The organism is Erythrobacter sp. QSSC1-22B (assembly GCF_001678665.1).
GTDB lineage: Bacteria > Pseudomonadota > Alphaproteobacteria > Sphingomonadales > Sphingomonadaceae > Qipengyuania.
The window spans coordinates 249,549-271,032 of record NZ_LZRP01000006.1 but is presented as its reverse complement, the minus strand read 5'-3'; the positions used below and the strand labels follow the sequence as shown (position 1 = coordinate 271,032).

At 63.5% G+C, this 21,484-nt stretch carries 22 protein-coding genes and 1 tRNA gene; 11 read left to right on the top strand and 12 right to left on the bottom strand.

The window, feature by feature from the left end:
- Window positions 1–7: 7 nt before the first annotated feature.
- Entirely contained in the window at window positions 8–1,027 is a 1,020-nt protein-coding gene (locus A9995_RS11895) for a polyprenyl synthetase family protein (RefSeq protein ID WP_067613318.1), read from the bottom strand.
- A gap of 67 nt (window positions 1,028–1,094) precedes the next feature.
- On the opposite strand from A9995_RS11895, the gene A9995_RS11890 reads away from it, so the two are divergent.
- From A9995_RS11890 to A9995_RS16735, 3 genes are all read left to right on the top strand, one after another.
- Window positions 1,095–1,472 carry a chorismate mutase gene (locus A9995_RS11890; RefSeq protein WP_067613234.1) on the top strand — a complete coding sequence of 126 codons (378 nt, stop codon included), beginning with the start codon at window positions 1,095–1,097 and terminating at the stop codon, window positions 1,470–1,472.
- A 117-nt stretch (window positions 1,473–1,589) separates the two neighbouring features.
- Window positions 1,590–1,802 (top strand): hypothetical protein, encoded by a 213-nt coding sequence (locus A9995_RS11885; RefSeq protein ID WP_067613232.1) that lies wholly within the window; start codon window positions 1,590–1,592, stop codon window positions 1,800–1,802.
- 497 nt (window positions 1,803–2,299) lie between these two features.
- Window positions 2,300–2,764, top strand: coding sequence for a hypothetical protein (locus tag A9995_RS16735; protein ID WP_145916928.1), 465 nt, complete (start codon window positions 2,300–2,302; stop codon window positions 2,762–2,764).
- Between the two features lie 134 nt (window positions 2,765–2,898).
- Here A9995_RS16735 and A9995_RS11875 read toward each other — a convergent pair whose 3' ends face one another.
- From A9995_RS11875 to A9995_RS11855, 5 genes are all read right to left on the bottom strand, one after another.
- Window positions 2,899–3,825 (bottom strand): IS1595 family transposase, encoded by a 927-nt coding sequence (locus A9995_RS11875; protein ID WP_067613228.1) that lies wholly within the window; start codon window positions 3,823–3,825, stop codon window positions 2,899–2,901.
- Between the two features lie 238 nt (window positions 3,826–4,063).
- The gene (locus tag A9995_RS11870) at window positions 4,064–5,392 is read right to left on the bottom strand and encodes a HAMP domain-containing sensor histidine kinase (RefSeq protein WP_082992681.1); all 1,329 of its coding nucleotides are present in this window, start codon (window positions 5,390–5,392) and stop codon (window positions 4,064–4,066) included.
- A 127-nt stretch (window positions 5,393–5,519) separates the two neighbouring features.
- Entirely contained in the window at window positions 5,520–6,197 is a 678-nt protein-coding gene (locus tag A9995_RS11865) for a response regulator transcription factor (RefSeq protein ID WP_067613224.1), read from the bottom strand.
- 103 nt (window positions 6,198–6,300) lie between these two features.
- Window positions 6,301–6,600: a PepSY domain-containing protein gene (locus A9995_RS11860; RefSeq protein ID WP_067613222.1), complete on the bottom strand. Its 300-nt coding sequence runs from the start codon at window positions 6,598–6,600 to the stop codon at window positions 6,301–6,303.
- A gap of 70 nt (window positions 6,601–6,670) precedes the next feature.
- A complete protein-coding gene (locus tag A9995_RS11855) occupies window positions 6,671–7,402 on the bottom strand; it encodes an SIMPL domain-containing protein (protein ID WP_067613220.1) in 732 nt (243 codons plus the stop codon).
- A 199-nt stretch (window positions 7,403–7,601) separates the two neighbouring features.
- On the opposite strand from A9995_RS11855, the gene A9995_RS11850 reads away from it, so the two are divergent.
- Both A9995_RS11850 and A9995_RS11845 read left to right on the top strand, forming a co-directional pair.
- Window positions 7,602–9,407 carry an ABC-F family ATP-binding cassette domain-containing protein gene (locus A9995_RS11850; RefSeq protein ID WP_067613217.1) on the top strand — a complete coding sequence of 602 codons (1,806 nt, stop codon included), beginning with the start codon at window positions 7,602–7,604 and terminating at the stop codon, window positions 9,405–9,407.
- Complete coding sequence (locus A9995_RS11845; RefSeq protein WP_233998193.1) at window positions 9,404–9,988, top strand: uracil-DNA glycosylase family protein; 585 nt, start codon at window positions 9,404–9,406, stop codon at window positions 9,986–9,988. Before A9995_RS11850 ends, A9995_RS11845 begins: the two co-directional genes overlap by 4 nt.
- A 17-nt stretch (window positions 9,989–10,005) precedes the next feature.
- Here A9995_RS11845 and A9995_RS11840 read toward each other — a convergent pair whose 3' ends face one another.
- Window positions 10,006–10,482 carry a DUF6456 domain-containing protein gene (locus tag A9995_RS11840; protein WP_067613215.1) on the bottom strand — a complete coding sequence of 159 codons (477 nt, stop codon included), beginning with the start codon at window positions 10,480–10,482 and terminating at the stop codon, window positions 10,006–10,008.
- Between the two features lie 91 nt (window positions 10,483–10,573).
- Here A9995_RS11840 and A9995_RS11835 point away from each other — a divergent pair, with 91 nt between their 5' ends.
- Complete coding sequence (locus A9995_RS11835) at window positions 10,574–11,146, top strand: helix-turn-helix transcriptional regulator (protein WP_067613213.1); 573 nt, start codon at window positions 10,574–10,576, stop codon at window positions 11,144–11,146.
- A complete protein-coding gene (locus A9995_RS11830) occupies window positions 11,146–12,333 on the top strand; it encodes a glycosyltransferase (RefSeq protein WP_067613211.1) in 1,188 nt (395 codons plus the stop codon). Before A9995_RS11835 ends, A9995_RS11830 begins: the two co-directional genes overlap by 1 nt.
- Before the next feature lie 28 nt (window positions 12,334–12,361).
- On the opposite strand, the gene secF is transcribed toward A9995_RS11830, so the two are convergent.
- The 3 genes from secF to yajC are packed head-to-tail and all read right to left on the bottom strand — an operon-like array spanning window position 12,362 to window position 15,300.
- Window positions 12,362–13,342, bottom strand: a complete 981-nt coding sequence (secF, locus tag A9995_RS11825) for a protein translocase subunit SecF (protein WP_067613210.1) — start codon at window positions 13,340–13,342, stop codon at window positions 12,362–12,364.
- A gap of 13 nt (window positions 13,343–13,355) precedes the next feature.
- Complete coding sequence (gene secD, locus A9995_RS11820) at window positions 13,356–14,954, bottom strand: protein translocase subunit SecD (protein ID WP_067613208.1); 1,599 nt, start codon at window positions 14,952–14,954, stop codon at window positions 13,356–13,358.
- A gap of 19 nt (window positions 14,955–14,973) precedes the next feature.
- On the bottom strand, window positions 14,974–15,300 hold the full coding sequence (yajC, locus tag A9995_RS11815) for a preprotein translocase subunit YajC (RefSeq protein ID WP_067613205.1): 327 nt from the start codon (window positions 15,298–15,300) through the stop codon (window positions 14,974–14,976).
- A 214-nt stretch (window positions 15,301–15,514) separates the two neighbouring features.
- Between yajC and A9995_RS11810 the strand changes: the two genes are divergently transcribed.
- From A9995_RS11810 to A9995_RS11795, 4 genes are all read left to right on the top strand, one after another.
- A tRNA-Pro gene (locus A9995_RS11810) sits at window positions 15,515–15,591 on the top strand.
- A 496-nt stretch (window positions 15,592–16,087) separates the two neighbouring features.
- Window positions 16,088–18,385, top strand: coding sequence for an ATP-binding protein (locus A9995_RS11805; protein ID WP_145916926.1), 2,298 nt, complete (start codon window positions 16,088–16,090; stop codon window positions 18,383–18,385).
- Window positions 18,382–18,747 carry a response regulator gene (locus tag A9995_RS11800; RefSeq protein WP_067613201.1) on the top strand — a complete coding sequence of 122 codons (366 nt, stop codon included), beginning with the start codon at window positions 18,382–18,384 and terminating at the stop codon, window positions 18,745–18,747. Before A9995_RS11805 ends, A9995_RS11800 begins: the two co-directional genes overlap by 4 nt.
- The gene (locus tag A9995_RS11795) at window positions 18,744–19,019 is read left to right on the top strand and encodes an Hpt domain-containing protein (protein WP_067613199.1); all 276 of its coding nucleotides are present in this window, start codon (window positions 18,744–18,746) and stop codon (window positions 19,017–19,019) included. The genes A9995_RS11800 and A9995_RS11795 overlap by 4 nt, the downstream gene beginning before the upstream one ends.
- Before the next feature lie 3 nt (window positions 19,020–19,022).
- Here A9995_RS11795 and A9995_RS11790 read toward each other — a convergent pair whose 3' ends face one another.
- On the bottom strand, window positions 19,023–20,456 hold the full coding sequence (locus A9995_RS11790; protein WP_199797263.1) for a glycosyltransferase family 2 protein: 1,434 nt from the start codon (window positions 20,454–20,456) through the stop codon (window positions 19,023–19,025).
- Window positions 20,453–21,478, bottom strand: a complete 1,026-nt coding sequence (locus A9995_RS11785) for a HEAT repeat domain-containing protein (protein ID WP_082992679.1) — start codon at window positions 21,476–21,478, stop codon at window positions 20,453–20,455. Before A9995_RS11785 ends, A9995_RS11790 begins: the two co-directional genes overlap by 4 nt.
- Window positions 21,479–21,484 lie beyond the last annotated feature (6 nt).

Genomic DNA, 21,484 nt, shown 5'->3' with positions numbered 1-21,484 from the left:
CCAGGAGTCAGTAACCCCGGGCCACCGCGAAGCGCGCCGCTTCGGTCATCGCCTGGCGGGCCTTGCCATCGGGGAAGATCGAGAGCGCGTCGATCGCGCGGTCGGCGAAGTGGCGGGCGCGGGCGCGGGTGTCGTCGACCGCGCCGTGCTGCGCAATCAGCGCGCAAGCGTGGTCGAGATCGGCGTCGGAGCTCTTGAGGCCCAGGATCGCCTCGCGCCAGAAGGCGCGTTCCTCCTCGCTGCCGCGGGCATAGGCGAGGATCACCGGGAGCGTCATCTTGCCCTCGCGGAAATCGTCGCCGCGATCCTTGCCCATCGCCGCGGCGTCGGAATCATAGTCGATCGCATCGTCGACCAGCTGGAAGGCGACCCCGAGGTTGCGGCCGTATTCATCGAGCGCCTGCTCCTGGTCCTCGTCGCATTCGGCGACCACCGCGGCGATCCGGCTGGCGGCGGCGAACAGCGCCGCGGTCTTGGCGCGGATGATCTGGAGATAGCGCTCCTCGCTGGTGCCGATCTTGCGCTGCGCGGTGAGCTGGTCGACCTCGCCCTCGGCGATGATAGCGCTGGCGCCCGAGAGGATCTTGAGCACCCGCAGGCTGCCATCCTCGGTCATCAGCTCGAAGCTGCGGCTGAACAGGAAATCGCCGACCAGCACGGTCGCGGGATTGCCGAAGATGATGTTTGCAGCGGTCTTGCCGCGCCGCATCTCGCTGCCGTCGACGACATCGTCATGGAGCAGCGTGGCGGTGTGGATGAACTCGACAGAGGCGGCGAGCTTGTAGTGGCGCGAGCCCTGATAGCCGACCAGTTCGGCCCCCGAGAGCGTCAGCATCGGGCGCAGCCGCTTGCCGCCGCCCGAAATCAGATGGCCGGCGAGCGCGGGAATCAGGGGGATTTCACTCTGCATCCGGTCGAGAATGACCGCATTGACCGCGTTCATGCCCGGCGCGGTCAGCGCCAGCATCGGGTCGAGCGAGGGGGCAGGCGATTGCTTGCGCGAGATGGGGACGATATCGGCGCTCATTGCGCTGCGCGCCATGCTCTGCGCGGGCAAGCTTGGCAAGCCGCGAATTGCTGCTAGCCTTGGAACCATGAGTGATGGGAACCCAAAGCAGGACGCCACTGCCAACCTTGCCGCACCGCGCGAAGATGCCGTGCTGGCAGGATACCGCAAGAGCATCGACAATATCGACGCCGCGCTGGTGCATATCCTCGCCGAGCGGTTCCGGATCACCCAGGCGGTGGGCGCCTACAAGGCGACCGCGACCCTTCCCCCCGCCGATCCGGCGCGTGAGAAGGAGCAGATCGCGCGATTGCGCCGGCTGGCCGAGGAATCCGATCTCGACCCCGAGTTCAGCGAGAAGTTCATCCGCTTCATCATCGACGAAGTTATCAGGCATCATGAAACTGCCCGGTTGGGCGGTGAACCGGTGCGCCCCCCCGCAGGCGATCCGGGCGATGTGGCCTAAATACAGCATATCCGCCCCTGTGACGGCACAATGGCCTCCTTTCTGTTCGACTGGCCTTGAGTCCACCGTCCGGACTTTCTAAGACAGAGCAGAATCAGTATCTAAAGGGAGATCTATATGAAATTTGGTAAGCTCGCATTGGCCGCATCGGCCGTTAGTCTCGCAATCACTCCGGCAGCCTTCGCTGCCGAGCGTGTGAGCGCGCCCGTCGAAGGTGAAAGCGAAATCGGTGGCGGCAATGGCGTGACCATCGGCATCATCTTCTCGATCCTCGCGATTGGACTCGGCATCGCCGTGACCAGCGGCAATGACGATCCCGTCAGCCCCTGATTGCTGCGGTAAAAACGAATTCGAAACGGGGTCGGTTTTCCGGCCCCGTTTTTCGTTTAGGGCTCCCTTTTCATTTGGCGATATTATACGAAGCGTACCCAGCTCCGATTGGAGGTGCTAAGTGTTGCACTCTGATCGAGTTTGGAGCCTTTGGGATATGCTTGAGTTTCGCGCTGCACCATTCGTCGAATGCAACCGCGTCCTATCTCTCCTTGCTGGAGCGATTCTGGCTGAGCGCACGCGAGGTAGCGGCCTTATTGCGATGCCGGTGGCGGCTTGGGAGGAAACGAAGAAGCAAACTCAAGAGCTTAGCTCACACTTAGCCTCCCTTGAGCTTCCATTCACTGAAGCGGCAGTGCAGAATGTCTTGGCCACCTTGGAACGGGATCGGGCCCACGGGGGGGGCTGTTGTTTTCGGTGAATCTGAGACCGAGCTTTTGAGGGGTGGTATTAACCAAATTGGCCAGCGCTTTCAGATAGAACTGGGGTAAAGGGTCATGTTGTCGCTGTCGGCACCCGAAGCCTCACTGTATGCGAAGGCATGTCCATTCGGAGAGGGCATTGCTGATGCATTCCCTGGTTCAAAATATGATATAACCGAAGCCGCCAAGTGCCGTGCGCTGGGACGCTCCACTGCGTGCGTTTTCCATCTCATGCGAGCCGCAGAAGCTGCCGCAGCCGTTGTTTCATTGCGGCTTGGAGGCATCACTCACAAAAGCGACGGGGAGCCGCTGACTTTGGGCGGGCTCTTCAAGCAAGTCAGCGACCGGATTGAACTTTTGCCCCGTGGGCCAGGCAAGGATAGTTGGCTGAAGCTGAAAGGCTTCATGTCCAGCATCAACCGGGGCACCCGAACCAAGGTGGCGCATCCGGGGGTGAACTTTACGGAGGAACAAGCAGAACGCCTATTCGAACAGACCCAGGCGTTCTTGGAGGAGGCAGAAGAGCTAATCCGTCCGTGAGAGCTTAACCAATTTGTTAAGCGCCTCATCTGCCTCTGTGGGGCTTAGTTCGCCAGCGTCGATTAGCTTTCGCGCCTCCGCCTTGAACCGCGCGCTCTGCTCTTCGGGTGTTTCTTCTTGCTTTTTCTTCGGCATCACGCCCTCGCACTAGCTGTTTCGTTAGTGAGCCGCTTGCCGACCACGCCCATCAAGAGGCGATCAGACCGTTCGGTGTCCCCGATACCAAGCCCAATACGATTGTTATAGCGGAGCTCATATTCGGCCAGATAGCGGTGCAGGTGCTGCTCGCCGCAATGCTGGTAGATGCCCTTCATGCCGCGCTTGAAGATGCTGAAATAGCCTTCCACGGTATTGCTGTGGATGCTGCGAGCCTCAAGGTTTACATACTCGCCTCGCCCATGGCTGGTGGTGCCATGTGCCGCGAAAATGTGCTTCACATCGCGGTAGCCGCTGTGCTCATCGGTCATTACCCGCGCTTCCTCGGCGACGTTGGCAATGACCAGCGGCATCAAAGTTTTCGCGTTCACATCATCAATGGCCATAGTGCGCGCTTGACGAGTGTCGCGGTCGATCAGCGCCAGAACCTTCATCTTGTGTTGGAAGGCACGGCGCTTCGGAACGCCTTTGAGTTGGCCGATGAAGGTTTCATCCACTTCAACCGCGCCACCATTGCCGCCGAACGGGGTCATGTCGTTCGATCGCATGGCTTCGCAGATGCGATGCGACATGAACCAAGCGGTCTTGAGGGTGACACCGAGAATACGGTGAAGCTGGTTGCTAGAAATGCCCTTCTTGCTGCCAGCAATCAGATACATGGCCTGCAACCAAAGGCGCATCGGTACCTTGCTGTCCTCAAAGATGGAGCCGATCTTGACAGTGAAGGGTTTGCGGCACTCGTAGCACTTGTAGGTGCCTACGCGGGTGCTCTTGCCGCCCAGCTTGCCGATACGGTCCATTGTGCCGCATCGCGGGCAGACAGCGCCTTGCGGCCAGATGCGCGCCTCAACGTAAGCGTAGGCCGCTTCTTCGTTGTGGAAATGAGGGGCAGAGAGATTAGACATTAGGTGAACTCCGAATATGGATTCACCATACGTTCTCGGAGTGGGTACGTCAAGTATACTAACGCCTTTCATTTGGGGGCTCGTTTTCGTTTGGAAGGCCGTTTGCATTTTGACGAGGCGCTATTCGGGGCTGGCTCCGGATAACGGGCCGTATCATCAGCCAGTCGCCCTGCCCTCGACGCCGCTCTCAATGCGACAGCGGTGACACAGCGATGCCAACCGTCAACTAGACCCTGCCTCACTTCGAGACGGTCGTATTCGTACGCGGCAGGCTGAGCCGGACCAGCAGCCCGCCCAGATCCTCGCTTTCGCCCAGTTCGACCTCGCCGCCATAGATCTCCGCGACATCGCGCACGATTGCGAGACCCAGCCCGGTGCCGGGCTTCCCGGTATCGAGCCGCGCGCCGCGATCGAAGATACTGAGACGGTCAGCCTCGGGTATGCCACGGCCGTCATCCTCCACCCAGATCACGCACAGCTTCTCGTCGGGTTCGGCGTCGATTGTGGCAAACACGCTGCCGCCGCCGTATTTCGCCGCGTTCTCGATCAGATTGCCGAGAATCTCGTCGAGGTCCTGCCGCTCGATCGCGACATAGGCGTCGCGACTGCCGTCGATGTCGAAGCGGGTGCCGGGGTAGAGCCGCTCGACCGCGCGGCGGACCGCCTCGGCGCTCTCCCACACCGGGGTGCGGGCCAGCCCGACAGCGCGCCGCCCCACCGCCCTCGCCCGGGCGAGATGGTGATCGACATGGCGCTGCATGGTGCGCGCTTCGCGGATCGTGGTGTCGGCGAGATCGGTTGCGCGTGCGGTGGCGGCATTGGTCAGCACGGTGAGCGGGGTCTTGAGCGCATGCGCCAGATTGCCCGCATGGGTGCGCGCCTCCTCGGCCTGCCTCGCCGAATGAGCAAGCAGCCCGTTGAGCTCCTCCACCAGCGGCTGGACCTCGAGCGGCAGCGGTTCGTCGATCCGGTTGACCCCGGTGCTGCGCATGTTCTGGATCGCCGCGCGCACCCGGCGCAAGGGGCCGAGCCCAATCCAGTTCTGCAGCACTGCCAACGCAAACAGCCCCAGCCCCAACAGTGCGAAGCTCCACAGCAGGATTGCCCGGATCTCGCCGATCTGCGCGTCAAGTTCGCCGCGGCTGGAAGCCACGGAGAACCACCAGCGGGTGTCGCTGTCGGGCAGATAGACCGAGCGTTCCGCAACGCGCAGGGGTTCGGCGGGGAATTGTTCGGAATCGTAGATGACGAGTTCGTGGCCTGGATCGGTGGCGCGCACCGCGAGGCTGCGATCCCACAGGCTGCGGCTGGGGTAGTCCTCATGCCCCTCGCCGCGAATCTGCCAGTAAACGCCGCTGTTGGGTTCAAGGAATCGCTGATCGCCGAGCCGCCGGTAGAAGCGGACATCGCCGAAGGGATCGATCTCGGCCGAGGAAACCAGCGCATTCATGACATATTCGAGCTGGTCGTCGAAATTGCGCTCGACCAGACTGGTCAGCGTGCGATCCAGCGCAAAGCCGCCCGCGAGCAACAGGACGAGAATCCAGCCCGCCGCAATCGCCATCATGCGGCTGGCGAGACTGCGCTTGCCGCGCCCGGGCTGCCCCGCCGTCCCGCCAACCGTCCCCCCAACAGTCACAGGGCTACGCCCTTCCCCCGCCTGTTCGGCAGGGGAAGCGCCCGTGCGGTCGGGGTTACGCGCGGGGGGCGTCGTCGGGATCGTCGAGTGAGTAGCCAAGGCCACGGATCGTTGTGATGACTTCCGCACCCAGCTTCTTGCGGATGCGGGTGACGAAGACCTCGATGGTGTTGGAGTCGCGGTCGAAATCCTGATCGTAGATATGTTCGATCAGCTCGGTCCGGCTGACCACCTTGCCCTTGTGATGGATGAGGTAGCTGAGCAGCTTGTATTCCTGCGCGGTCAATTTCACCGGCTCGCCCTTGAGCGTGACGCGGCCCGAACGGGTGTCGAGCCGGACATCGCCTGCGGTCAGTTCGCTCGAGGTATTGCCCGAGGCGCGGCGGATCAGCGCACGCAGCCGGGCAATCAGCTCTTCGGTCTGGAACGGCTTGGCGAGATAATCGTCCGCTCCGGCATCGAGCCCGGCCACCTTGTCCGACCAGCTGTCACGCGCAGTGAGGACCAGCACCGGGAAGGTCCGCCCCTCCTTGCGCCACATTCCCAGCACCGACAATCCGTCGATCTCGGGCAGGCCGAGGTCGAGGATCACGGCATCGTAATCCTCGGTCGAGCCCATGAAGTGGCCGTCTTCGCCATCGGTCGCGAGATCGACCGCATAGCCATTTTGTTCGAGCGTAGATTTGAGTTGCTGGCCGAGCGTGGGCTCATCCTCGACAATCAGGAGCCGCATAAGATTTCTATCCCTGTTCGCGCATCGGCGGTCCGGTATCGGAGCGCGCCGGAGATGTCGTTCATCTGCAGGAACGCGTCAAGTTGGCGCAAGTTTCTCGTTTCTAGCGACTGCGCCGGATAACCCGGCCGGTACGCGCATCGACATCGACAAACATCACCCGACCCTCGCGGATGAACTTGAGCCGATACGCCATAGCAGTCGAATCATACGCAGGGCCAAGGTATTCGGCATCGCGCATGGTCGGCAGGATGCGCGCCTCGATCTCGCGCAGCGACAGCACGTTGCCCGCGCGCATTTCCTTGCGCGCCTCGCCCTGGTCCGAATTCTGCTGGGCGAGAGCGGGCGCATTGGCCGACAGGGTCAGACCGGCAGCGGCCAGGGAGGCGAGGAGATATTTCATGATGGCTGGGTTATTGGGCCCAAGCCATTGAACAAGGACTGAATGTCCCCTCGCCCCCAAATGGCACTGTCTAGCGGGACATCTCGTATTTGACCGTGATGGTCACCCCGGTGCCGACCTGCCCGGGCTCGATCGGCGGAGCGGATTCGCTCGAATCCATCGCAGCGCGCGCCATCATCGGTTGCGGTGTCGGGCCGCTGTTCTGCACACTCTCGGAAATCTCGAGCAGCCGGACCGAGGAATACCCCGCCATTCGCGCGTATTCCTCAGCCATGCGCTGGCCGCGTGCGAAGGCCTGCGCGCGCGCTTCGGTCTTGGCCGCGACATCGTCCTCGAGCATGAAGCTGGGGCCGTGGACATTGTTGGCGCCCGCGCTGACCAGCGCGTCGAGGATCTCCCCGGCGCGCGGCAGGTCGCGCAGCTTCACCTGGACCTGATTGTTGACGGTGTAGCCGCGGAAGACCTGCTCGCCGGTGGCCTGATTGTAATCATATTGCGGGCTGACGTTGAAATTGCTGGTCTGGATATCGGCACGCGCGATCCCGAGTTCGCGCATCCGCGCGATGATCCGGTCCATCGCCTGCGAATTCTGCGTCAGCGCCTCGCGCGCGGTGTCGGCGCGGGTCATCACCCCGGCACCGACCTGAGCGACATCGGGGGCACTGCGGACGATCTCATTGACCGACAGCTCGACCACCGGACCCTGACTGGCGATCTGGATCTCGGCGGCGGTGGCCGGCGCGGCGATCGCCGTCATCGCGGCGAACGGGAGGGCAGCGAGAGGAAGTGCATAGCGAAGCATCGTGGGTTCTCCTTGTCGGCAGACCGCTCGCCCGCCTCGCCCGATCAAGCAAGGCGGCAGCGACTTGTTCCACAACCCCCTAGCGGCCTTGTCGCTGCATCCAGGGTGAACGTCGCCGGGGCGTCGATTTCGTTCACGGGGTCAGACGGGGGAGTTTGCCCTTGTCGCACCGGCGCGGCGCGCCTACCTCGCGCATCCCATGGCGCAACCTCCGATCCTCAGCTGGGAAGGCCTCGGCCTTCAACAGGGCGGACGCTGGCTGTTCGGCGCGCCCGAGACCGGCGGGCTCGACCTCCATATCGGCCCGCGCGACCGGATCGCGCTGATCGGTCGCAACGGCGCGGGCAAGACCACGCTGTTCCGCCTGATCGACGACAAGCTCGAGGCCGATCGCGGCTTGCGCAAGGTCAAGCCGGGAACGCGCATCGTGGTGCTCGAACAGGACCCCGACCTCGCCGGCCATGCAACGCTGATGGAATGGGCGCTGGCGGGCGAGAACGCCCCCGCAGAATACGAGATCGACGCCATCGCCGGCCAGCTCGGGATCGACATGGCGACCTCGACCAAGGGTGCCAGCGGAGGCGAGCGGCGCCGCGCCGCCATCGCCCGCGCGCTGGCTCAGGACCCCGACCTGCTGCTGCTCGATGAGCCGACCAACCACCTCGATCTGGCCGCGATCGACTGGCTGGAGGATTATCTCGACCGCTACACCGGCGCCTTCGTGGTGATCAGCCACGACCGGACGTTCCTCAAGCGACTGACCCGCGCGACGCTGTGGCTCGACCGTGGCGGCTTGCGGCGCAAGGAGATCGGTTTCGGCGGCTACGAGGCTTGGGAAGAACAGGTCTATGCCGAAGAAGCGCGCAACGCCCACCGGCTCGACGCCAAGCTGAAGATCGAGGCGCACTGGCTCGAACGTGGCGTGACCGCCCGGCGCAAGCGCAACCAGGGGCGGCTCGAAAAACTCCACCAGATGCGCGCCACCCGTGCCTCGATGATCTCGGGCGCGGGCACCGCCAAGCTCAAGCTGGCGACCGAGACCGAGTTCAAATCCAAATCGGTGATCACCGCCGACAATATCTCAAAGAGCTACGACGGGCGCCCGATCATCAAGCCGTTCAGCCTGCGGATCCAGCGCGGCGACCGGATCGGCATCGTCGGCTCCAACGGCGCGGGCAAGACCACGCTGCTCAAGATGCTGACCGGCGAACTCGAACCCGATACCGGCAGCGTCGAAATCGCCAAGACGCTGACCGGGGTGATGATCGACCAGCAGCGCAGCCTGATGGCGGCCGACAAGACGGTGCGCGAGGTGCTCGCCGAGGGCGGCGACTGGATCGATGTGCGCGGGGTGCGCAAGCATGTGCTCGCCTATCTCAAGGACTTCCTGTTCGACCCCAAGATGGTCGACACCCGGGTCGGCATCCTCTCGGGCGGCGAACGCTCGCGGCTGCTGCTGGCGCGCGAATTCGCCAAGGCGAGCAATCTGCTGGTGCTCGACGAGCCGACCAACGATCTCGATCTCGAGACGCTCGATCTGCTGCAGGAGGTGATCGCCGATTACGAGGGTACCGTGCTGCTGGTGAGCCACGACCGCGATTTCCTCGACCGGACGGTGACGCTGACGCTGGGGCTCGACGGCACCGGTCAGGTCGATGTCGTCGCCGGCGGCTACGAGGACTGGCAGCGCAAGCGCCGTGAAACCATCGCCGGCAAGAAGGGCGATGCGGGTTCGGCCAGCAAGCCTATCGCCAACTCGCCGCCACCGCCAAAATCGGACAAGCTGACCTACAAGGACCAGCGCGATTACGAGCTGCTGCCGGCGCGGATCGAGGAACTGGAAGCCGCTATCGTCAAGGGCGAGGCGATCCTCGCCGATCCCGCGCTGTTCACCGCCGATCCGCAGAAATTCGCCAATATCCTCAAGGGGATTGAAAACGCGCGCACCGAGAAGGATGCCGCGGAAGAACGCTGGCTGACGCTCGCCGAACAGGTCGAGGGGTGAGCGAGGCGCTGCGGCGCGAAATCGCCGGCTGCCGGCTCTGCGCGCCGCACCTGCCGCATGGGGTGCGCCCGGTGGTCGGATTTTCCGCCACCGCCCGGCTGCTGATCATCGGTCAGGCGCCGGGCTCGAAGGTCCATCAAAGCGGCATTCCCTGGGACGACGCCAGCGGCGACCGGCTGCGGCAATGGACCGGGCTGAGCAAGGAACAGATGTACGATCCTGCGCGCGTGGCGCTGGTGCCGATGGGGTTCTGCTACCCCGGCAAGGCGAGCGGGGGCGACAAGCCGCCGCGCCGTGAATGTGCGCCCCAATGGCACGAGCGGGTGCTCGAGGTTCTTCCAGCCAGGCGGCTGACGCTGCTAGTCGGCATGCATGCGCAGGCGCATTACCTGCCCGGGCACCGCCAATCGTCGATGACAGAGCGAGTACGGAATTTTCGCAGCTTCCTGCCCGACGCGCTCCCGCTGCCCCACCCCGCCTGGCGCAGCACGATCTTCATGCGCAACAATCCGTGGTTCGAGACCGAGGTACTACCCGAACTGCGCGAGGCGGTCGCGGAGGCGATGCCGGGATCGAACTGACGAGATCGCGCAGACGGCTAGGCAAGGCGGTAGAAATCGGCGACGCGGTCGAGCGCGAGGCGGAGCACCAGCTTGCCGCTGCGTGCGGGCCAATCGAGCGCCTTTTCCGCCGCGGGGATGGCCTCGCCAGCGCAGATCACCCGCCACAGCACATCCTGCAGCCCCCCGCCCGCCTGCGCCAGCGCACCATGGAACCGCGCCTTCGCGGCGATCTGGCGTTCGGCGCCGGTGAGCCCGGTATCGCCGGTGTTGCGCGCGCGGACCGGGTCCCAGCGCATCGTGACCGAGGGTGCCAGCTGCGCGCGTTCGTAATCGGCGCGCAGCCGCTCGCCGGCATCGAACTGGCGATAATCCAGATAGCCGCGCGAATGGAGCCAGGTGAGCGGCGATTCGGCCAGATTGACTGTCACCGAACGGCGGCGTCGGGATGGCGCCCCGCCCGCCCGGCGCGGGCCTTCTTCGGTGAGTTCGCGTTCGACCAGTTCTCGCTTCATGCCGGACCTCCTGTTGCGGGGTGAGGCCCTTGCATTGTTCCGGTTCCTGTAGGAAAGCGGAAAAAACCAGATCGGTTAAAGGAATTGGGTGATGATCAACCGCATCCGCGACATCCGCAAGCAGAAGAGCTGGACGCTTGCCGATCTGGCCGAGGCCTGCGAACCGCCGACCACCCCGCAGACGGTCGGGCGGCTCGAGACCGGGATGCGCAATCTTTCGCTCAAATGGATGGAGCGGCTCGCCGCTGCGCTGGGCGTGGAACCCGAGATGCTGGTCCGCTCGGACCATTCCACCCATCCGCAGACCGTTGCGGTGCTGGCCGCCGGGGGTGCCGAAGCGCTGCCCGAGCCGCGCGACGCGCTGCTCGCCACCGAACTGGGCGGCGAGGCCCCGCTGGTTGTGCTCGAGATTACCTATCCGCATGGCGAATACCGCCCCGGCGACCAGCTGTGGCTGCGCCAGCTCGCCCCCGAGGATGCCGGCCGCGCGATCAACCGCGATGTGCTGGTCCCGCGCAAGCATGGCCGGTTCGCCTTCGGACGGCTGATCGACCGGCAGGGCAAGCTTGTCGGCATTCTTCCTCCCGGACACGGCCAGAAGCAGGAGGTCGTCAGCGACCCCGAGTGGATCGCGGTGGCCGAAATGCTGGTGCGGCGGCTCTGATGCCGCGCGTACTCTCGCTCTCGACGCTCTACCCCAACGCGGCGCAGCCGCGCTTCGGGACCTTCGTCGCGCGTTCGCTCGAGGCGCTGCAGCGCAAGCCGGAATGGGACGTGACGGTGATCAACCCGATCGGCGTCCCGCCCCTGGCGCTGGGGCACTACCGTTCGCGCGTGGCGGCGGCGGTCGATGGCGTGGAGCACGGCGTGCCAGTCCACCGGCCCACCTTCCGCCTGCTTCCCAGCGTCGGCGGCCGCTTCAACCCCGGCGCCATCGCGCGTGCGGTGCTCCCGCTGGCAAAGCGCCTCCACCGCAAGACGCCCTTCGACCTGATCGATGCGCAGTTCTTCTACCCCGATGGCCCTGCGGCGATGCGCGTCGCCAAAGCGCTTGGCCTGCCGCTGTCGATCAAGGCGCGCGGCGCGGATATCCACTACTGGGGCACGAAATCCTACGCCCGCGCAGCGATGCTCGAGGCTGGGAACAACGCGACGGGATTGCTGGCGGTCTGCGAGGCGCTCGCCGATGACATGGCGGCACTCGGACTGCCACGCGAAAAAATCGCGATTCATTACACCGGGCTTGATCGCGACCGCTTCCGCCCGCTCGACCACACCCGCCTGCGCCCGCGGCTGGCACAGGAACTGGACCTGCCGCTCGGCTTCGCGGAGCCGCTGCTGGTCAGCGTCGGGGCGCTGATCCCGCGCAAGGGCCAGGAACTGGTGATCCGCGCGCTGCCCGGCCTGCCCGACGCCCGGCTGCTGCTGGTCGGCAAGGGCGAGGACGAGGCCACGCTGCGAAGCCTGGCCGATGAACTGGGGGTCGCGGGGCGGGTCCATTTCCTCGGCCTGCTCGATCATGACCTGCTGCCGCTGGTGCTCTCGGCGGCCGATGCGATGGTGCTGCCCTCGGCCAGCGAGGGCCTCGCCAACGCCTGGGTCGAGGCGCTGGCCTGCGGTACGCCGCTGGTGATCACCGATGTCGGCGGCGCGCGCGAACTGATGGGCGATCCCGTGGCGGGGGTGCTGGTGGCGCGCGAGACGCAAGCGGTGCGCGAGGGCATCGCCCGGGTCCTTGCCGAACCGCGGCACCGTCAGGCGGTGGCGGACACGGTCGAGGGTTTCGGCTGGGCCCAGAACGCCGACAGGCTGGCGGCGCACTACGACCGTTTGCTGGCGACCGTCGGCTAGACAGGCCTACGGACTGGCCGCGCGAAGACTAGACCTCGCCGCGCGCGGCTCTGTCCTGTTTGTCGGTGGCTGTTTCCTCGGGGACGAAGCTTTTCGAGTTGACCCCCATCCAGATCAGCAGCGGACCGGCCATATAGACCGAGCTGTAGCTGCCGACGAACAGCCCAAGCGTGATCGCCGCGACCAGCCCGAAGAGGCTCGCAGGGCCGATCAACAGCAGCGGCAGCAGCGCGATCAGCAGCGTCAGGCTGGTCATCACGGTGCGTGCCAGCGTCTCGTTGACCGACAGGTCGAGCAGTTCGGGCAACGGCATCTTGCGGTATTTTTTCAGATTCTCGCGGATGCGGTCGTAGATGACGATCGTGTCGTTGAGCGAATAGCCGATGATTGCGAGGATCGCGGCGATGATCTGGAGGCTGAACTCGAGCTGGAACAGCGCGAACATCCCCAGCGTCAGCGAGACGTCGTGGAACAGCGCAAACAGTGCGCCGACACCGAACTGCCATTCGAAGCGGACCCAGATGTACAGCGCCACTGCCAGCATGGCAGCGATCAAGGCGAAGGCGGCGTCGTTGCGGAACTCGCCCGAGACCTTGCCCGAAACCGAATCAACGCCGTCGATGCGCAGGTCCGAGTGTTCGGCTTGGAGCGTTGCGGTAATCTCTTCGGTCATGCGGTTGGCGAATTCGGGGTCGCCCTCGGCCTCGGCGGGCAAGGCAACGCGGATCGACACCTGATTGGGCTCGCCGAAGCGCTGGATCACCGGGTTGTCGACCGTGGGCAAGGCATCGACCGTCTCGCGGATTTCCGCCACCGGGGCTTCCGCTTCGCCGACGAAGGTAACGCGGATTTCTTGACCGCCGGCAAAATCGACGCCGTAATTCAGGCCGTTGACCGCCACCAGCGCCCAGCTTGCCACGATCAGCGCCATGCCGGTGATGAAAAAAGGAACGCCCCATTTGAGGAATTTGATGTTGGTGTCGTCGGGGACGAGCTTGAGCAGTTTCATGATCTCTCTCCCCTCACAGCGTGATATCGCTGGGACGGTTCTTGCGCAGCCATCCGGCGACCCACATCCGGGTCAGGGTGACGGCAGTGAAAACGCTGGTGAACAGACCGACCACCAGCACGATCGCGAAGCCGCGGATCGGGCCCGAGCCGAACAGGAACAGCAGCACGCCGGCGATGAAATTGGTGATGTTCGCATCGTAGATCGCGCGGCTGGCTTCCTTGTAACCGTTTTCGACCGCTGCGACCACGCGTCGCCCACGTTTGCGTTCCTCGCGGATGCGCTCGTTGATCAGCACATTGGCATCCACCGCCGCGCCGATCGTCAGCACGAAACCGGCGATGCCCGGTAGCGTCAGCGTGGTGTTGAGCCAGGCCATGATCCCCAGCAACATCAGCACGTTGATCACGAGAGCCGCTGCGGCATAGATGCCAAAGCGGCCATAGGTGGCGATCATCAGCACGACCACCGCGAGCGAGCCGATCATCATCGCGAGCATGCCGCGACGGATCGAATCCGCGCCGAGATCCGGGCCTACGGTGCGTTCCTCGATCACCGCCAGATCGACCGGCAGCGCACCCGAGCGCAGCGAGATCGAGAGGTTGTTGGCGCTTTCGGTGGTGAAGCTGCCCGAAATCTGCGCGCTGCCGCCCAGGATCGGCTCGTTGAATGAAGGTGTCGAGAGCACCTCCCCATCGAGGATGATGGCAAACAGCTTGCCGACGTTTTCTGTGCTGAGCTTGGCGAACCGCGCCCCGCCCTGCTGGTCGAACTGGATGGTGACCACCGGCTCATTGGTCTGCGGGTCGAAGCTCTGCTGCGAACCGACCAGGCTGTCGCCGCGAATCCCGCCCAGACGCCTGACGGCAACCGAAGTGCCTTCCTGCGCGCTGCCTTCGACATAGGGAAAGATCTGACTGCCCGGGGGCGCGATGCCTTGCGCGACATCGGTCGGCAGCGCGGTTTCGTCGACCATCTTGAATTCGAGCTTGGCGGTCTGGCCAAGCAATTCCTTAAGCTGGTCGGGATTGTCGAGCCCGGGGACCTGAACCACGATGCGGGTGTCGCCCTGTCGGATGATAGTCGGCTCGCGCGTGCCCAGCGCATCGATGCGGCGACGAACCACCTCGGTGGCGCTGTCCATCGCGTCGGTGACCGCCTGTTCGGTCCCGGCCTCGGTCGGGGTCAGAACCAACCGGGTCTCGTCGATCACGGTCAGATCCCACTCGCGCACCATGCCGGCGCCATTGACCAGCGGCATCAGCAATTCGCGTGCCCGGTCGACATCACTGGCATCGTCGATCATGAAGCTCATCCGCCCATCGGCGGTTGAAACATCGCCGATGCGGATGCGCGGCTCGGCGTCCTCCAGCACGGTGCGGACGCCTTCTTCCATGTTCTGCAACCGCTGGGCCGCGACCTGATCGGCCTCGGCCTCGAGCAGGATATGACTACCGCCGGCGAGATCGAGACCGAGATTGACTGTGGGTTCGGGGAGTGCCTCGGGCCAGCGCAAATCCGTCGTGGCAAACAGTGACGGCAGCGCCGCAAAGATCGCCACCGCGGCGATCAGCCACAGCCACGTCTTCTTCCAGGTGGGGAAGTCGAGCATTGTCGAATGCGCCCTTCGCTCAGTCGTTCGCCGGGGGGGCGGTTTCGGGGGCGATCACATCGCCGATGGTCGATTTGACCGCGCGCACCTTGATCCCCTTGGCGATTTCGAGTTCGGCGTAATGGTCCTCGACCTTGACGACCTTGGCGACCAGCCCGCCTGCGGTGATCACCTGATCGCCGCGCTTGAGCCCGGCGACCTTGGCCTGATGCGCCTTGTGCTGCTTCATCTGCGGGCGGATAATCAGGAACCAGAAGATCAGGATCATGCCGACGATCGGCGCCCAGGTTAGCCAAGCGGGCGGAGCGTCGGCAGCGCCAGTCGCGGCGGCGAGGAGGTCGAACATGATAAGAAACAGCCCTGTCGATAATGGTGACTATCGGATGATCCGCAGGTGGTGGAACGCTGGCGAAAATCAAGCCGCGCGCCCCGCCCCCTCGCGAAGTGGCCGCCGCCTAGCAGCAATGCTGCAACAGAGCAACGCAATGGCGCAGCAGTGGCGCGCAACCCGGCTTGCCATACCGGAACGCTGTGCCTATAGGCGCGCCTTCCACTGGATCCGGGACGTAGCGCAGTCTGGTAGCGCACCACACTGGGGGTGTGGGGGTCGCAGGTTCGAATCCTGTCGTCCCGACCAGTGGTTTAGACCCTTCGCGCAAGCGCCGCGCTCAGGTGCACGATGCGGCAATCCCATTGCGGTTGCTAAGCAATCCCATTGCGGTTGCTAATTTGCTGCTTGTGGGTCGCCCCCGATGGAATGGTCGTGTTTTCGATAGAGGCCGTCATTGGCCGCTTGGTGGCGCGCGCAATCCCCGGCGCGAGCTTCGTCGAAATGACGACTCAGGGTGTCGGGGACCACCGCGGGCCCGGCAAATAGTCTTGGCCGCGAGGAGCATCGGCTAATCCACCGACCTTTGCCCTGCTGCGAGCTTTTGCCTCCGTGCTTCCGTTCTGACGGCGCCCCACCCCGATTAACAAGTTCGCGATAGCGCAGAAACAACGGAACTCCTTGGTTCTTGCGCGGACGGCTCTGAGAGCAGACCTGCGGCCCGGGATATTGCCGTCTCGACCAGGGGATTGAGCCCCCCAGCCAAAAACCGCGGATTTCCTCCATTGAGCGGAATGAATGGGCATTGCTGGGATGCGCTGGCAAACGTTCTATAAAGCTACCTGTACAGCTAAGGGCCTCCTGTGCGGGATATGCAGGTTCACGATATTCACTCGCCAATTGCCCAGGAGCCGAAGCTTGGGGCAAGAGATTATCCGACCTTCTGGCTGGTAGTCGGTGGGCCGCCACGGAGATTACCAAATTGTCGCTTATGACATCGCAGACACAACGCAAAACGATTACGATCGTCGCCCTGGCCCTCGTTCCGGCGTCTCTCCTGGGTTTGCACCTTGGCGTGCAAAGTGAATTCGAGAAAGGTCGGGTGCTGCGTAGTACGGTTGAGGAAACGATTCTCAGTCGGGATCGCCTGTCGGCCTTGCTCTCGTTACATCTCGATATCGAGACGAGCGTCCGCGGATATGTTCTGACCGACGACGAGTCCTTTCTCCGACCGTTTCTGGTCGCCACCCCGCGACGCAACGAACTCATCGCCGCCATCAAGACCGACCTGACCGGCGAACCGCAAGCGAGGCTGTTGATGGATCGGCTCGAGCAGTCGTCCGATCGACAATTCCAGCTGGCGCTCAGCAATTATTCGGATGCGCGACAGGGCAGGCAAAGCCAGTCGGAGTCCCGCATCGCCTCTGGCGAGGGCCGAAGGGCAATGGATGCCATACGGCGCGATATTGCAGCGCTGGACCGCCTCGAGCGCGGCCGTCTTGCCGAAGTAACCTCGCGCAGCGAAGGTCTCCGCGGCAACATCGAATTTCTCGCATCCATGCTAATTGCCGGGCTCTCCCTGCTGTTGGCTGCAGTGGCGATCGTGGTCGGCAAAACCACCCGCCAGCGGCAGGAAGCGCTTGATCGCGCACAGGAGCTGACCGCGCGGCAGCAGGCAATGTTCGAGGGTGCGGTGGACGGGATGCTCCTGCTCGACGAGGCCGGCGACATCCGCAAGCTGAACCCCAGCATCATTCGCATGTTCGGTTATTCCGAAAACGAGTTGCTGGCACGTCACAACACCTTCCTGATGGATCAACCCACCGATCTCGAACTCAGCCGCGCCTGGCTCTCGCGAGTTGGCGCCGCTGGCCTTGAAGGGGCCGGCGAACGTCTCGAATTCACGGCTCGCAGGAAGGATGGCACGTCATTCGACACCGAAGTTGCGGTCAGCCGTGTCTCCGACGGGAGGGAACGTCGCTACATTGCTGCCATTCGGGACATTTCCGAATACAAACGTGCCGAAGCAATGAAAAACGAGTTCGTATCCACTGTCAGCCATGAATTGCGCACGCCGCTAACCTCGATCGGCGGATCGCTCGGCCTGCTGGCAGGCGGCGCGGTTGGCGAACTCAACGAAAAGGCGGCGCGACTGGTCGATATTGCGCACAAGAATTGCGAGCGGCTTGTGCGTCTCATCAACGACATCCTCGATATCGAGAAGATCAGTTCCGGGAAGATGCACTTCGCGCAGGATGAGGTGGATCTGGCCGGACTGATCCAGCGTACCGTCGTGGCGAACGGCTCTTTTGCGGCTGCGCAGGGGGTTTCGCTGGTCACCCCCGACACCGACAGACGCGTCGAAGTCCTGGGCGACCCGGACCGGCTCGAGCAAGTCCTCACCAATTTGGTGTCAAACGCAATCAAGCATTCACCCAGAGGCGCAAAGGTCGATGTCGTTCTGCAACAAAGCGGTTCGAGCGCCAGGATCGAAGTGCGCGACCGCGGAGATGGTGTGCCGCAGGAGTTTCGCCAAAGAATTTTCGGCAAGTTCGCAATGGCCGATGGTTCGGACAATCGCATGCGAGGTGGGACCGGGCTGGGTCTCTCCATCGCACGCGAGATCGCACAGCATCACGGAGGAAACGTCTCGTACGACGATCGCGAGGGCGGCGGAACCGTGTTCTGGATCGAGCTTCCCGCAATTTCGGAAATGGTGCAATGTTCGAGCGCGTCGGCAGACCTGCCGCGCGTCCTGCACATCGACGACGACCGCGACTGTCTCAGCGTCACCGCCAGCGCTTTCGATGGCCTGGCCAATGTCCTGTCGTTTTCCACCATGGAGGACGCCGAGCGCGCCATTCATGAGCACAGCTTCGCGGGTGCCATCATCGATGTTGGAATGCGGGAAGAAGATGGCACCACGCTGATACCCGAGATACGACAGCGCAATCCGGGACTCCCGGTGCTGTTGTTCAGCGCTCGTGACGAAGATCATCTCGCCGCGGCTGCCGATGCAGTCCTGATCAAAAGCCGATCGGATCTTAGCGAAGTCGTCGAGACGATGATGCGCCTCCTCGCCGAGCGGGAGACGCAGGCATGACAAGGGTTCTCTATGTCGATGACGAACCCGACATTCGCGAAATCGCCGAAATGGCGCTCGGCCTCGATCCGGGTTTCGAGGTGCGTCTGGCAGCCTCCGCGAGAGAGGCGCTGACCATTGCCGAAGGGTGGTGCCCGGATATTGCGCTACTCGATGTCATGATGCCGGAAATCGACGGCCCGACTCTGTTGAAGATGATGCGCGAGCGGCAGGAACTGGCCAATGTTCCGGTCGCTTTCGTCACCGCGCGCGCGCAGCCATCCGAATTGCAGAACTTCGCAATGCTGGATGCGGTCGGGGTGATTGCAAAGCCATTCGACCCGATGACCCTCGCGAGCACGGTTCGCAAGCTGCTCGAATGACCGGTATCGAAGGCAAAATGGCCGAACTGGCATTGCGCTTTTCCGCCCGAGCGCGAGACGAGCGACTGACGATTGCGGCATTGTTTGCCTGCCAAGACCGGTCGGGGATTTCCGAGCGGGCGCACAAGCTTGCCGGAATTGCGGGTATGTTCGGCCATCCGCAGATCACCGATGCCGCCCTCAGGCTGGAGGCCGCAGCGGATGGGACCGGGGCGATGGACGAGGCCGCCGAACGTTTGCTCGACCTTCTTGCCGAGATCGAAACGGATTGAGCGTCAGTTGGTCTGAAACCCCTTGCGTGTCATTGTGCCCCAGCCCTGCTGCTTGCGAATGAACTGCCACCATCCCTGCAACCGCCAGAAGTTGCAGAGTTGCCGGTACCCGAAATTCTCCACCACCGCGATCAGAGCCAGCACAGCCAGTTCGCGCGCCTTGGTTAAGCGGCGAAGCTGGATCTCCTCCAGCACGAGGGTCGCCATCGACACGAATATGCCGAGGGTGAAGGTCACCGCGAGAAACGCAAGGAGCCAGGGAAGTGCGAGCAAGCCGAGCCCCCACAGCAGCGGCACCAGCAGATAGCCAAGCACTTCGACCAGCGGACCGATAACATCGACCAGCAGTATTTGCCCGAAACCGATCATACCGATCCGACCGTAGCGCGGGTTGAGCGCCATATCCTTGTGCTTGGCGAAGCACTCGAGCGAGCCGCGTTGCCAGCGGGCGCGCTGTCTCGACAGGACCCGCACATTGTCGGGACATTCGGTCCAGCATACAGGCTCGGCGATGAATTCGACCCGGTAGGCGAGGCCGAGGTCGCGCATATGCCGATGCAGCTTGATGACAAGTTCCATGTCCTCGCCCACGGTGGCATGGCTGTAGCCACCCACTTCGACCACACGCTGGCGGTCGAAAAGACCGAACGCTCCTGAAATTACCAGCAGCGCCTGCATTTTGCCCAAGGCCAGCCGGGCCATGAGAAAAGCGCGCAGATATTCCACGATCTGCACAAGGGCGAGAAAGTTCGTCGGCAGGTTTATCTCGGAAATCCGGCCCGCATCGACCTTGCAGCCATTGGCGATCCGGATCGTGCCGCCGGCGGCGATGGTCAGTTGGGGCTCGTCGATGAAGGGACGGACGACCCGAAGCAACGCGTCGGCCTCGAGGATGGAATCCGCATCGATCGCGCAAAACAGCGGGGTGCGGGAACAATTGATGCCGGCGTTGAGCGCGTCCGCCTTACCCCCATTCTCCTTGTCGACGACGAGCAGGCGGGGATTGTCGCGCGAGGCGTAGAAGCCCCTAACCGGCGCGCTTTCAACGGCCTCCCCGACATAACGCTCCACTTTGCGCAGTCCGAAGCTTTCGACGAGCTTTGCCAGTGTCCCGTCATTTGAGCCGTCGTTGATGACGATCACTTCGAAATCGGGATATTGCAGCGCCAGCAGCGACCGCACGCTCTGCACTATGCTGAGTTCTTCATTGAATGCCGGCGCCAGGACCGAAATCGCAGGCGCCTGTTCCGAATAGCGGTGCCACAATGTGGCGCTGCGCGGTACGGGTGGCCGTGTCCCTAGCGCGATGGCGGCATAGACGAGTTGAACGAGATAGAACGCCGTTTGGGTGAGCCCTGTCACGATGACGATGAGCGCGATCGCCTCGGCGGCACCGCCCATCCACCCTCCGATCGCATCGCTGAAATCGGGGCTCACGAAGCTGCCTTTTCGGCCAGAAGGATCGTCGCAGCCCGGCTCGCCAAAGCTTCGGAACCCGCCGCCGCTCGGCGCATGACCGCAGCCCCGGGCTCACCGAGCCGGAGAAGAGCTTCGCCGGCTCTGAACCGGACCGACCAGTGATCATCGGATAACAAACCGCCCAACTGGTCCGCGAACCGGCGAAGCGCGATCTGCCCTGTGGCTTCCGCCGCGGCCGCCCTGATCCGCCAATCCTTGTTCGCCAGCCCCGCCTCGATCACATGCGCGCTGCCCGGGTGACCGGTGCGGCCCAGTGCCCGAAAAACCCTGGCCTGAAGCTCCGGATCGCCGGAGGGATTTGCCGCTATTTCCGCCAGCAGCGGAGCATGGGTGTAGCCGCTATCGGCAAGCGCATCGACCGCAGCAACTTTTGCGGCAGCGGGGAGCGAAGCATCGGTCAGCAAAGCCCGGACCGAGGAAGGATCGCGCTCGGCAACATCGCTCATCAGGGAAACCAGCAGAAGCGAGTTCTCGACTTCTCCTATACGCAATTTGCGGACGAGCTCCGAGAGATCGGGCGCGTCGCTGCGGGCAGACAGAGCGAGCGCCGCTCCCAGTCTTACATGCGGGTTGGTGTCGTTGAGCGCGTACTCAACGACATCGGTATAATTGTCGAACAGCGCCAGCGCCTCGATCGCCGTCAGTCGTTTCTGTGCGGTTCGCGAGCGAGACCGCTTGTGAAGAAAACCAGGCACGCCCAGCGCATCGGCAACCGCCAGCAATTCGACCTGATCTGTTCCGCGCGTGAATTCGGCCAGTTCGAGGGTCAGGCGGGTGGCGACCCGCAATTCGAGGCCGAAGACCCTGTCAACATTCGCATCTCCGCCCAGAAGTACCGGTACCAGCCGTTTGCGGACGTGCTCCGTATTGTGCGAAGCCCGTTCGGCAAAGATGCGCGCAACGATTAGCAAGGACAGCATGAACGCCCCTGCTAGACACAGCACCAGCGACGCGCTCCATAAGGTTACAAGCGCAGTCATCGATCG